Consider the following 12,921-nt stretch of genomic DNA (forward strand, 5'->3'; position numbering starts at 1 on the left):
AAACTGTCACATTGCAAATAACGGCATTTGACACACGGACAGATAAGAGATCAGCCTCTAGCTCTGTAACTCATTGAAAAATACTCTATTTAGTTGACAAGAAGCGAAAGAGGTTCTGTCAAGTGTAAGCTCAGGGCAATCAACATACCATAAATTACATACCGCTCAAAGATATAAAGATATTATGCATACGCCGATTGAATTTCTGCAACTAATGATCTGTTTCCGCCTAAGGTCAACGTGAAACAATGAGCAAGCAGTAAAATTCTTACTCGTTGACCCAAAACTGGGCGTATGTTAATTTTGGACTTGGGTTTTTGTTAAGCTGGAGGAGATTTTGCAACCTCCAAGGGATTTTTAACGTTCAGTATTCAGTATGTTGTTGACTTTCTCGGATACGGTTAACTGAACTTACGAATTACAAATTTGATGAATAGTTTTTTTGAGAGATGGGCAGCGGTTTTTTTGCTCGCCGTGAGTTTTGGTGTTCACGTAGCAATCGCCCAGACCCCGGAAGTTCTGCAAGCTCGTGTACAGGAGAATAGAATTCTTGAAGAGGCATCAAAGCATTTTCGCGATGGGATGATGGCTCTGACCCAGGACCGGCGAGCCGATTCAGGTAATAAATTCGATCAGGCTGTAGAGGTTTTTCTTTCCTCCGGAATTAACATACAAAGTAATGAAGCACTCCATACCTGTTATACGCAACTAATAGAGACGGTTTATCGGATCGAATTCCCGTCTGATCTGCAAACGCCTCAGATACGTGGACTGTCAGCTGCCTGCCGGTGGAATTTCACAGATGTTGATTTTGTCCTCGCAGATAAGGTCCTTGCTTTAGCTAAGCCTGCACTTAAGACTGCAGACAGGACCCCAAGCTCGCCTTCATCAAGCGGGCAGCCCGGTGAGCCGCCGGCTGACATCATTGCGGGTTTTGATTCACAGGTTTATGAACCATCGCCCCTTGATGAGCTTTCGCGTTTGGAACTGACCAGTGAAGAAATGGACATCGAGAATGATCCGGTGGCACAGCAGCAGTACCAATACATCCAATATGCTGTTGCTAATCGTTCGCTCGGATTTACGTTCCAAGTTCATCCGATGATCCAGCAGTTCATCAATTACTATCGTGGGCGCGGGCGGAAAACTATGGAGGTAGGTCTATATCGGTCGGGTATGTTCATGTCAATGGCTCGGCGGATATTTCGTGAGGAGGGTGTCCCAGAGAATGTTGCTTGGCTTGGGCAGGTGGAAAGCGCGTGGAAGCCAACTGCAATGTCTTGGGCCTCCGCGTCCGGCCTTTGGCAATTCATTCCCGGAACGGGGGCCCGTTACGGACTCAGGAGGACGGCGTTCGTTGATGAGAGAAATAGTTTTGAAGAAGCAACCCGAGCCTCGGCACGTTATCTGAAGTTTCTGTTCAACCGGTACAATAATTGGGAACTGGCGATGGCCGGTTACAATTGCGGTGAAGGGAATGTTGACAGAGCCATACGGCGTGCAGGTGTTGCGAATTTCTGGGCGGCTTATCCGTACCTTCCAAGAGAAACGCGAAATTATGTTCCGAATATATTGGCAACTATACTGATCGCTAACAACCCGGCGCAATATGGTTTTGGACATGTTCGCCCGGCACCTCCCTTGCGGTATGACAGGATACGTGTTCCTGCATCTACGAATCTGAACTTGATAGCTCAAGCTGCGGACACCACAGTTCAATATATTCGTTATCTGAATCCCCATCTGCGCACAAACACGACCCCTCCCGAGCCGTACATAATCAATGTGCCGGCAGGTAAATCAGATGACGTTGTTGCGGTCTTCCGTAGGATCCCGGCAACGAAGGTAGGAAATACCAACTTAGCTAACTCAGTGCAGGGGGAAACTTGGCAAACGCTTTCGAATCGAACGGGTGTAAGCGTGGCAGAGCTGATGGCTGCAAACCCCGGTATGAAACAACCTACCGGAAAGGTTTTTGTTCCTGTGAATCAGGTTCCTGGTAATCGGGTAACTGCAACTTCATATTCGCGTCCTGTTGGAAACTCAGCACCCGTACAGTCTAATGTTAAGGTGGTAAAGGCTCAGGCGGGTGATACAGTAGCAAAAGTGGCATCGCGGCACGGTGCGGATCCGACAGAGGTGGCCAAGTTCAATGGTTTGCTTGTTAACTCTGTTCTTGGTGCCGGACGTGAGATAAAGATCCCGACCAGATAAGAAGTAGAAAACGAAGCTGAAAAGAGGCCGGACTTGATGTTCAAGTTCGGTTTTTTCTTGTTGAAGCTGATGCGTCTTTGCATATCAAACAATTCTGAGATCTCTGTTCGATAGCAGATCATCACTCAGATGAATCTGACCATTTTATGCGAATTTTTAGAGCCATCTCTGAGAGATCTATGCAGCAGCTTGTTGCCGCGCTTGGCAAAACGGTGTCTGCCTGAACCGCTTTAATTTAGATTGCCAGCGATCTTTGCTAGATTAAATATTATGATAGCCTATTCTTTCCTCGCGACAGCGATCTTTTTTCTTGCATCAACCGCAATGGCTCAGTTGAACCAAGAACATTTTCGGGTGTTTACGGGTGCCGGTGATGCCAGCAGCCTTAGTGCGATCATTGATCGATTTGACAATATCGATGTTATCTTCCTGGGCGAGTTTCACGATGATTCAATAGCTCATCAGTTGCAGGCTGAGCTGTTTAGGGCCGCGGTCGAACGATATGACTCAAAACGTAGGGTTACGCTTTCTTTAGAAATGTTTGAGCGTGATGTACAGATAGTCGTCAACGAATATCTTGCCGGACTTATAACTGAAAACCACTTTATGCTCAGCTCAAGGCCTTGGGGGAATTACAAGACCGATTATCGGCCGCTTGTAGAATTGGCTAAGGAGAAGAAGCTCGAAGTCGTTGCGGCAAATGCCCCTAGAAGATACGTCAATATGGTTTCGCGCGGGGGCAGGGAAGCCTTAAGTTCTGACGCGCTCCACACCAGTTTTCGATCTGCCGAATGAACGCATAATCAAAGCCGAAGGCGACCGGCCGCTTGAGATCCCAGCCGGTGCGGTGGTCGTTCAGGGGGCTCGTGCAGTAAGAAAGGGTTTCGGAGCAGAAAACGGACTTTCGATCTATTGTCCAATGATCGTTAAGTATCGTGACGATAAAACCGATGCCTCAACAAAACTGGAAGATTTCCTCCGCTGACTAACGCGGGACGCCTTCCTGGATGTAAACTTTAGACTTATGAATAACAAAAAGATAGAGTCAGGATCCGAGCAGACTGAATATCCGATAGCGGACAAGATCTCAGGTCTGGGCCAAAAGATCATTGGCGAGGTAGAGATGATCGGAGGGATCCTCACGGCAGACCCTAATACGGCAGCCGAAGGAGAATTCAATATCGAAGTCGGCGAACTCCGCGAAGAGGTAGAGGAAGATCTGGAGGCGATCGAAAAAATTCACCACAAGGAAACCGAAGTTCCAAAAGACGAAGTTTAAAGATGATAGCGACAAAAGAGAACCGAGATGTTGTATTGCCGCGGCGAATGCGCGGGCTTCAGCCTACGTTGATCCGTCAATTCTTCGAACGTGCATTGCCTGATTCGATCAATTTCGGTTTGGGAGAACCGGATCTGCCGACTCCGCAGTTTGTGCGCGATGAAGCAGCCCGCATTGCCCGTGATGAGCAAAATGGCTATACCTCGCATCCTGGACTGCCTGCACTTCGCGATAAGATCGCCGAGCAATATCCGCATTTGAATTTACCGCGAACCGGGGTTGTCGTTACTTGTGGCTCTCAGGAGGCGATGACCGATGCGTTTCTGTGCGCCGTGGATGAAGGCGACGAGGTCCTTTTGCCCGATCCAAGTTTTCCGGCGTACGACGCGTGTACGCGTATTGCCGAAGGGATTCCGGTCTATTATAAGATGCCGGCAAATAAGGAATTCGGATTTGACATTGAAGAGTTCCGTTCCAAGATTACCGATAAAACCAAAGCGGCGGTCGTCATCTCACCATCGAATCCGACCGGTAAGATCCTGACGCCTGAAGACCTAAAGCAGATCGCCAAGGCACTTGACGGAACGGGAATATGGCTAATTTCGGACGAGATCTACAGAGATCTCTATTTTGGCGAACGTCCTCGTTCTGCGAGCGAATTTTATGAGCGAACGATCATAGTTAGCGGCCTGTCAAAATCGCTTTCGATGACAGGTTGGCGAATGGGCTGGGCGGCTTGTAAGGATCCGGAAATGATAAACGCGATCCAGGTCTTGCATGGATTTACTACCGTTTGCACTTCTACGATCACCCAGAAAGCATCACTTATAGCTTGGTCGCCCGAGGCCGAGGACGCGAAAGAGGAATTCCGCGACGTTTATCGCAAACGCGGTAAGTTCTTGGTTGACCTGTTCGACAAGGAACTTGGCCTTAAAGCTACTTCTCCCGAAGGTGCGTTCTACACGATGCTCGACGTTCAATCGCTCGGCGATGATCTTGCGATCGCTGAGAAATGTTTACAAAATCGTGTCGTAACCGTTCCGGGAGTCGCGTTCGGTCCAGAGGCAAAAGGCTTTCTGCGAATTTCGTTCTGCAACACAGAAGAAAAAATGGCTGAAGGCGTTCGGCGGATGAAAGAAGCACTTCAATTATAATCAAGTAACAGTGAAGAAATATCGAGTAGGAATATTAGGAGCGACCGGCACGGTCGGACAAAGGTTTGTTCAGCTGCTCCAGGGGCATCCGCAGTTTGAGATAACAGCTCTTGCTGCGTCGGATCGGTCTGCTGGAAAGACGTATGCGGAGGCTTGTGCCTGGAAATTAAATGGTTCGATACCTGAGAATGTTCGCGAGATCGTTGTAACGCCGATCGAACCGCCGCTCGATTGCGATATTGTATTTTCAAGCCTCCCTTCCGGCGTTGCTCGGGAGACTGAAGAGGCATTTGCCCGCGCCGGTTTCCCGGTCATCAGTAATTCCTCTGTTTATCGGATGGATGAAGATGTGCCGCTGCTGATACCTGAAATAAATGCAGATCATTTGGGATTGATCGAGATACAGCAGCAGAAGCGCGGTTTTGGAACCGGATTTATCGTCACGAATCCTAATTGCGCGGTCGCAAGCTTTGCTCCGCCGCTTGCCGCATTGCACCGAAGATATGGGGTCGAATCCGTTGTCGTAACAACGCTTCAGGCTATATCAGGTGCAGGTTATCCAGGTGTTTCTTCAATGGACATTGTAGATAACGTGTTGCCGTACATTGCTGGCGAGGAGCCGAAGGTAGAGACAGAAGCTCAGAAAATACTAGGAACGTTTCGGGACAATTCGATCGATAAAGCCGACTTTACGGTCTCTGCTCAATGTTTCCGGGTGGATGTTATCGATGGACATACCGCTTCTGTACGCGTCGATCTAAAGGAAAAGGCAACACTGGAAGACATTGTTGCTGCGATGAAGGAATTTCCCACCTTGGACCTTTATTCATCACCAGCTAGATTTATCGAGGTATTGGAAGAACCTACGAGACCCCAGCCGCGTCTTGACCGTGATAGCGGCAATGGGATGACCATTACAGTAGGCAGGGTCTTCCCGGATAATGTTTTTGATTATCGTTTCGTTGCTCTCAGTCATAACACTGTGCGTGGCGCGGCAGGATCGACGATACTAAACGCAGAATTGCTGGCGAGCAAGAACCTAATATAGATCAGGTTCTGATGATTTTGCCGCTATTTCGGATCACCTGAAAACCAGGTCAGAAACCTGAGAACTATTGGAATGCGTCTGATCCAGCCGCGACAGATCAGCTTCTGAGAGAGAATATCCTATGCAGAGAGAAGGCCTAACCGAGCTTTCATTTATTCAGAAGACTTTCCTGGCGGTTGGCATTGTTGTTTTTGCGCTCCTTTTGATAGCTTTAGTTTATTACACATTCGATATCTTCTTACTTATATTTTCGGCAGTTCTTATCTCCATATTTCTGCGGGGACTAGCCGTTCCAGTTGCTCAGTGGCTCAGGGTCGGTGAAGGTTGGGCGGTTCTTGGGGTTTCGATTATGCTCATCCTGGTGCTTGCCGGAGCGATCGCACTTTTGGCGCCAAGCGTTGCAGAACAGGTTCAACTTCTTCGTGTAAAGCTGCCGCAATCAGCGCGTCAGGCCGCAGATTTCATCGGCCAGTTTCCATGGGGTCAGGCGATGATACGCCAAATGCCAAGTGCCGATACTGTAATGGAGAAGATCGATACTGGGCAAGTACTGACAGGTGTTGGCGGTGTGTTTTCGTCAACTGTGGGGGCAATCGGTAATTTTTTTATCGTCATTCTTCTCTCTATCTATCTTGCTGCGGAACCGCGACTTTATTCTGAAGGTTTTCTGCGACTTTTTCCTCCCTTAAGCCGCAAGCGAGCCGGTGAGGTGTTAGAGACGGCAGGTGAAACGCTTCGCTGGTGGCTTATCGGAAAGATAGGTTCAATGATATTCATCGGTGTCCTTACGTGGGTCGGGCTATCGATAATTGGTGTGCCACTGGCGCTTACCCTTGGGCTTTTAGCCGGTTTGCTCTCATTTATACCGAATTTTGGCCCCATCATCTCTGCCGTGCCGGCTTTGTTGCTTGCGTTCATTAACAGTCCAATGACTGCTCTTTACGTACTTGGCCTTTATATAGGTGTACAGGTGATAGAAAGCAATCTTGTCACGCCATATATAGAACGCCAGACGGTGGAACTGCCTCCGGCTCTGACGGTAATTTTCCAATTGGCTCTCGCGGTCACGGTGGGTGGACTTGGGCTGGTGCTGGCTACCCCGCTGTTGGCTCTATTGGTGGTGATAGTGCAGATGGTTTACATTTCAGATGTGCTCGGCGATAAGACTCAGCCGGAGATCAGCCCGGCTGCGAGCGGCCCCGAAATCCAACATTCTTGATCTATGATCGAACGATACACTTTGCCGGAGATGGCGGCCATTTGGTCGCTGGAGAATAAATTTCAGAAATGGCTTGATGTGGAGATAGCCGTTTGCGAGGTTCACGCAGAGGACGGCACGATACCTGCCGACGCGGTTGCGGAGATAAAGAGCAATGCGACATTTACCGTCGAACGCATTAATGAGATAGAGAAAACTACCGATCACGACGTAATCGCGTTTACCACTAATCTTGCTGAGAATATCGGCCCGGCATCGAGATTTGTACATTACGGTCTGACCTCAAGCGATGTGGTAGATACTGCGAATGCAATTTTGCTTAAGGAATCATGCGACGTTCTGCTAGCAAAAATAGATGAAATGCTGCCGGTATTGAAACGCCGGGCTTATGAGTTTAAGGACACCCCGCAGATCGGGCGAACTCACGGCATTCACGCTGAGCCTACGTCATTCGGGCTTACATGGGCTTTGTGGTATTCCGAGATGCAGAGGAACCGTGAGCGGCTCGAACGTGCAAAATTTGCAGTTTCGGTGGGAAAGATCAGTGGAGCGGTCGGTGCTTTCGCTCATCTGGCACCTGACGTCGAGGAACGTGTCTGTGCCAGATTAGGGCTTCGCCCGGCTGCGGTGTCAACGCAGGTTATCCAGCGGGATCGTTATGCTGAATATCTATGCACACTGGCGATAATTGCTTCTACCCTTGAAAAGATCGCATTGCAGGTAAGGCATTGGCAGCGAACCGAGGTCCGCGAAGCACAGGAAGCATTCAAGAAGGGACAGAAAGGTTCATCTGCGATGCCTCATAAACGGAATCCGATCCTTTCGGAGCGCATCTGTGGCATGGCGAGAACCGTTCGTGCAAATTCGATCGTCGGCCTTGAGAATGTCGCACTTTGGCATGAGCGTGATATTTCTCATTCGTCAGCTGAGCGCATCGTATTGCCAGATTCGTCCGCAACTCTCGATTATCTTTTGGCGAAAACAACCTCGCTGCTCGATACGCTCGTAGTTTATCCGGAGAATATGTTGAAAAATCTTGAGATAACTCGCGGGCTTGTGTTCAGCGGTCAGCTAATGCTTGCTCTAACGCAGAAGGGCGTTTCACGCGAGGACGCATATCTGTTTACGCAGCGTAACGCAATGAAAGTTTGGGATGAGGGCGGCGAATATAAGGACCTTATAACCAAAGACGCAGACATCTCTTCGCATCTTTCGCCGGAAGAGATAGCCTGCGTCTTTGATCTGAAACATTATCTTCGTAACGTGGATAAGGTGTATTCGAGAGTATTTGACAAGGAAATCGAAAGCTATAGGGGATGATTTTAATACAAGCTGGACAAGTAGAGTGGATAGAAAAAGCCCGGCGCGCTCTCCCCTTCACACCGGGCTTTTTCAAAATGGCCGTAATGAGCTAACCCATTGGCCACACCTGATCTTATTTTCAAACCCCGCAAAACTGCAGAGAATCTTCTCAAACTTCACGGAACGGAAGCGTTACATCACGTTCCAAAATGATCTCAAACTCCTGGCCTGATGCGATGCCGACGTTGTCGCCTTTTATTGCGACTGCCACTCCTGTACCCGCGGCGGCTCCAATACCGGCACCAATCGCCGCACCACGCTCATTTCCGCTTGCAACCCCTAGTATCGTACCTGCCAGCGTACCGCCAATGACCGAAGCTAATTGCCAGCCCGTCTTAGACGCGGACTTCAGCGGCCTCGCAAGTCTAGCATCGATCACACGCGTCTCGCCGTTGGCGAATCTTAAGGTCCCGAAGTCGAGCTCAAGCCGGCCCGCGCGTCCGACTGCCGAATTTTGCTGGACGAAAACGACTCGCCCCTCGAGCTCAACCCCTTCCTGTAGTACCACTCGGTCATCGCGCTCTACCGGCCTCGCAACATGGGCCTTGAAAGTGTCGCCACGCGACGAGAATGCCGAATTTACCGGCGTATCAAGCCTCAGTTTTATCCGCGTTCCTGCTTTTAGGACGTAATACGGATCATCGAGACTACCACTCGCACTCAGAGAAACTAAAAAGATCAAAGAAAGAACAGCGAAGACCTTGGCGATGCCAACGCGAATATTCATCAGCTACCTCCGTCTTCGCGGATCTTCAGACATCCGCGAAGAAACTTAGCAATGACCGTGCCAATTGCCTTTGAACTCGTTATGTAAAAAAAGCACGCCAAATTTCGCCTATTCCGGCGTAGATAAGGCTTACCGCAATTTCGCGTGTCCTACAATATCGGTTATTCGATGCACGAAATCGGACAAAGGTAGCCCAAGGTTGGTCGAATGCAGGGTAAATGAGTCGATAAATATTGGCTTAATTAAGGATCGGATGGCCGCCACCCTTGCTGTGGTCGGCGGTTTCGGCATAACGCCGGCGGTCATTATGGTAAAGGACCAGATGCTCGCCCTCATAACGGACGAGATCGGCAACACGCGATGTGTTGGTGTTGTGGTCGGCTATCACGAAAGCCATCGGATCGAAGGCGATGACCATCCCGGCAGCGTAGATAAAACCGCCCTGATCGTAATCCGTCCCCGCGTATTGGGCCGCTCCGACGGCTATATCAGGTGAATAATTGCCTTCGCTGTCTTTGGTGCGATCGGCCTTTGCGATGAAGATCGAATAATCAGAATAACGCAAACGTCTTGTGTAGCCGTTCTTTCGGGCAACCGAGAAAAGATCGGTAAGGCCTTTGTCTATTGCGTTTAACATAGCAGCGGACGGCCTGTTAAGCGCGTAGATATTTGCTCCTCGCGGGCTCTTGGTCGCGTATGAGAAACGATCGCCAGTTACACGTTCAGCCTCCGCCAAAACAAGTCGGTTTTGCGAACGGACTTCCACAACCGAAAACATAACCACAGTTGCTAGGATGAAAAGCTTGATATGTTTCACGATCGTCATTAACTTTCTGTATGACCACTGACAGGGCCGTGAGACTACTCTCACAATTTTGACGTAAAGCCGGAGCTTCACGATGCACGTAATCGAAATAACTTGTATAGTTACGAGCGATAAGGAGTTGCGATGCTAAATGAAATGGTGCTGAGGGCGGGAGTCGAACCCGCACGCCCCTAAGGACACAGGATTTTAAGTCCTGGGCGTCTACCAATTCCGCCACCCCAGCACGAGTTTGAGATTAGCATACTTGTCATTCCTGATAAAAAGAGCCAGCGAGGCTATTGCGTCGTTATATTACGCGGCAAGCTCGTCGCAGCTGTGATATGATTTCCCCGAGAAAGCGTTTATGGAACAATTTTCGTGGCTCTTCTGGTTGATTATTGGCGTCGGATTGCTGGTCGCGGAGATATTTACGCTTAGCTTTTTCCTGTTCTGGTTCGGGATCGGGGCGCTGGCTGCGTCGCTGGTCGGTTTACTTGGTTTCGGGTATATATGGCAATTTGCAGCATTCGCCGTGGTCTCGATGACTTTGACGGTCCTCTCACGCACTATTTTCTCTAATTACCTTTGGTACCGGGAAGATGTCGCTCCGAAACTTGGGGTCGACTCTTTGCCGGGGCAGATCGGTACGGTTACCGCCGAAAGCAAAGGTGCATTAAACGAAGCCGCAGTTAAGGTTTATGGTTCGGAGTGGACGGCATTTCCGGTTGATGGGGAAAGCCAACTGGTCAAAGGAGAAAAGGTCGAGGTCGTAAGCGTTAAAGGGGCTACTATCTATGTGAGAAAGGTGCAAAGAGAATTGCCGGGCTGGAAACAGGATTAAACTATCTCCGCAGTGTCCTGGTCGGCCGTGTCGTGAATGTTCCCCATATCGATCATCTCCAGTTGTACGTCTTCCCCGTTGGGCTCGGGCAGCGTTTCGCCCGAGAGCTTTGTCAGTACCACCGTTATATTGTCTTCACCGCCGTTCTCATTTGCTTGCTTTACCAATTCGGCACAGGCTTGTTGAAGAGAATCCCTATTTTCAAGGACAGTTTGCTGCATCGCAGCGGCAGATACTTTATTTGAAAGTCCATCGCTGCATATTAATAATACATCGTCGCGGCACGGTGCAAGTCTCGCGGCAACCGGATATATCTCGTTTTGAGCCCCTAAAGCCTGAAGAATTACATTCTTAAGAGTGTGTGTTTCTGCCTCTTCCGGAGATATTTGCTGTGCATCGATCAGTTGCTGGACGAGCGACTGGTCCTTTGTTAGCTGGTAGATCTTATCGTGCCGAATAAGGTACGCGCGACTATCACCTACCTGAATTACGTCAACTCCACGCGGTGTAATGCCGATCCCGGTGAAAGTTGCCCCCATTCCTTGGAATTGGGCATCACTCCTCCCTTGATTATGAACAAGGTAGTTTGCGTAAAGCGTTGCATTGTATAGTTTCGCAATGAGGTGATAGTCGTAAGCCTCAGGAGTAAGGGTCTCTTCAATGTCGTCGCTAAGTAGTTTTTCACAGACGCTCTCTACAGCCATTTTACTCGCAACTTCACCTGCGAGTGCCCCCCCCATTCCATCTGAAACAGCAACGACCACGCCATTATCGTCTATTTCAAAAGTTTGCGATTCTATAACGAACTCGCCAGCGTCCTGATTGCTGGTCCATGCACGAGAGCCCGAAATATTTAGGACAAGATAGTTGTCCTCGTTACCTTTGCGAACGCGGCCAACATGGGAGGTAGCATGTATTTCGACAGAAACCATAAAACGAGATCAGGCATAGGAGCGGTCGTCTACAGGGGACATACCACATTTCATCCTAGCGCCGTTTCAAGATCTTCAATTATATCCTCAATATCCTCAATACCAACAGATACCCTGACTAAACCATCAGTAATGCCAAGCGCTTGCCGTTTCTCGCTCGGTACGGAGGCATGTGTCATAGTTGCAGGGTGCGAGATCAGACTTTCAACACCGCCAAGACTTTCTCCAAGGGTACAAAGTCTGACGGATTCAAGAACCTTTTTTGCATTGTCAAGCGAACCGGTTTCGAATGAGACCATTCCACCAAAACCTTTTTGTTGACGTTTTGCTAATTCATGCTGAGGGTGTGAAACAAGGCCCGGATAATAGACTGCTGAGACCTTTGGATGCTCTGCGAGAAAATTTGCGACCATTCGACCATTGCGATCATGGGCTTCCATCCTGACAGCGAGCGTCTTAGTTCCTCGCAAAACCAAAAACGAATCAAATGGCGAAAGGATCGCACCAACACTATTTTGAATAAAGCCAATTCGTTCTGCTTGAACCGTGTCGTTAAGAGCAACAAATCCGCCGACGCTGTCAGAGTGTCCATTCAAATATTTGGTCGTCGAATGTACAACAATATCCACACCAAAAGTCATTGGCTGCTGTAAGTAAGGCGACATAAATGTATTGTCGCAAACGACTATTGCCCCGTGGGCGTGAGATATTTCTGCAACTGCGGCTAGGTCGGTCACGGTCATAACCGGGTTGGTCGGTGTTTCGACAAAGACCATTTTTGTGTTTGGCCTAAAGGCCGTTTCAAGCGCGGCAATGTCTGCTGTATCAGCGAGGTCAAATTCGATACCATAATCAACCAAGACCTTACTAAAGAGACGATATGTTCCGCCGTAAGTGTTATCGCCGAGAACAACGTGGTCACCCGCACGAACCAATTTAAGTACAGCGTCAATAGCGGCCATTCCTGAGGCAAAGGCAAAGCCAAATTTAGCTCCTTCAAGTGCTGCAATGTTCCTTTCCAGTGCCGCTCGCGTGGGATTCTGCGTGCGTGCGTATTCGTAACCTTTATGTTTTCCAAGTCCTTCTTGTGCGTAAGTCGAGGTTTGATAGATAGGAACGCTGACCGCGCCGGTGGCAATGTCTGGTTCGTTGCCGGCGTGTATTGCGATTGTGGAGAAACCCATAATGAATGAGATTTGTTGCTCTGGTATAAAAAGCGATGCTCGAGAAACGCGGGCTAAACCACTAAATTGCCGCAATTTAACGTTTAATTATGGTAGCTTGCGGTGCCTAAAAATGCAAACAGATGAAACTGCGCCGATATGTATCTCAGATCTGGT

12 protein-coding genes and 1 tRNA gene are annotated in these 12,921 nt (G+C 49.1%); 8 read left to right on the forward strand and 5 right to left on the reverse strand.

Going from position 1 to position 12,921, the window contains the following annotated elements; all coding sequences use genetic code 11:
• Positions 1 to 429 precede the first annotated feature (429 nt).
• From JVX88_RS00130 to purB, 7 genes are all read left to right on the forward strand, one after another.
• A complete protein-coding gene (locus JVX88_RS00130) occupies positions 430 to 2,214 on the forward strand; it encodes a lytic transglycosylase domain-containing protein (protein ID WP_211624595.1) in 1,785 nt (594 codons plus the stop codon).
• A 270-nt stretch (positions 2,215 to 2,484) separates the two neighbouring features.
• Positions 2,485 to 3,009, forward strand: a complete 525-nt coding sequence (locus JVX88_RS00135) for a ChaN family lipoprotein (protein ID WP_211624597.1) — start codon at positions 2,485 to 2,487, stop codon at positions 3,007 to 3,009.
• Positions 3,010 to 3,238: 229 nt separating this feature from the next.
• Entirely contained in the window at positions 3,239 to 3,493 is a 255-nt protein-coding gene (locus JVX88_RS00140) for a hypothetical protein (RefSeq protein WP_211624599.1), read from the forward strand.
• A gap of 2 nt (positions 3,494 to 3,495) precedes the next feature.
• On the forward strand, positions 3,496 to 4,647 hold the full coding sequence (locus JVX88_RS00145; protein WP_211624601.1) for a pyridoxal phosphate-dependent aminotransferase: 1,152 nt from the start codon (positions 3,496 to 3,498) through the stop codon (positions 4,645 to 4,647).
• 10 nt (positions 4,648 to 4,657) lie between these two features.
• A complete protein-coding gene (gene asd / locus JVX88_RS00150; protein ID WP_211624603.1) occupies positions 4,658 to 5,695 on the forward strand; it encodes an aspartate-semialdehyde dehydrogenase in 1,038 nt (345 codons plus the stop codon).
• Between the two features lie 121 nt (positions 5,696 to 5,816).
• Positions 5,817 to 6,914, forward strand: coding sequence for an AI-2E family transporter (locus JVX88_RS00155; RefSeq protein WP_211624605.1), 1,098 nt, complete (start codon positions 5,817 to 5,819; stop codon positions 6,912 to 6,914).
• A gap of 3 nt (positions 6,915 to 6,917) precedes the next feature.
• Positions 6,918 to 8,234 (forward strand): adenylosuccinate lyase, encoded by a 1,317-nt coding sequence (gene purB / locus JVX88_RS00160; protein WP_211624607.1) that lies wholly within the window; start codon positions 6,918 to 6,920, stop codon positions 8,232 to 8,234.
• Between the two features lie 151 nt (positions 8,235 to 8,385).
• Here the strand turns inward: purB and JVX88_RS00165 are convergent, their stop codons facing one another.
• The 3 genes from JVX88_RS00165 to JVX88_RS00175 all read right to left on the reverse strand — a co-directional run bounded on the left by JVX88_RS00165 (position 8,386) and on the right by JVX88_RS00175 (position 10,052).
• A complete protein-coding gene (locus JVX88_RS00165; RefSeq protein ID WP_211624609.1) occupies positions 8,386 to 9,003 on the reverse strand; it encodes a hypothetical protein in 618 nt (205 codons plus the stop codon).
• Positions 9,004 to 9,241: 238 nt separating this feature from the next.
• Positions 9,242 to 9,829, reverse strand: coding sequence for a hypothetical protein (locus JVX88_RS00170; protein WP_211624611.1), 588 nt, complete (start codon positions 9,827 to 9,829; stop codon positions 9,242 to 9,244).
• Between the two features lie 136 nt (positions 9,830 to 9,965).
• Positions 9,966 to 10,052 (reverse strand) — tRNA-Leu (locus JVX88_RS00175).
• A gap of 120 nt (positions 10,053 to 10,172) precedes the next feature.
• On the opposite strand from JVX88_RS00175, the gene JVX88_RS00180 reads away from it, so the two are divergent.
• Positions 10,173 to 10,649 (forward strand): NfeD family protein, encoded by a 477-nt coding sequence (locus tag JVX88_RS00180; RefSeq protein ID WP_211624613.1) that lies wholly within the window; start codon positions 10,173 to 10,175, stop codon positions 10,647 to 10,649.
• Here JVX88_RS00180 and JVX88_RS00185 read toward each other — a convergent pair.
• Positions 10,646 to 11,581, reverse strand: a complete 936-nt coding sequence (locus JVX88_RS00185; protein ID WP_211624615.1) for a PP2C family protein-serine/threonine phosphatase — start codon at positions 11,579 to 11,581, stop codon at positions 10,646 to 10,648. The genes JVX88_RS00180 and JVX88_RS00185 overlap by 4 nt on opposite strands.
• A gap of 50 nt (positions 11,582 to 11,631) precedes the next feature.
• The gene (locus JVX88_RS00190; protein ID WP_211624616.1) at positions 11,632 to 12,765 is read right to left on the reverse strand and encodes a cystathionine gamma-synthase; all 1,134 of its coding nucleotides are present in this window, start codon (positions 12,763 to 12,765) and stop codon (positions 11,632 to 11,634) included.
• Positions 12,766 to 12,921: the final 156 nt, after the last annotated feature.

Source organism: Leptolyngbya sp. 7M, assembly GCF_018128485.1.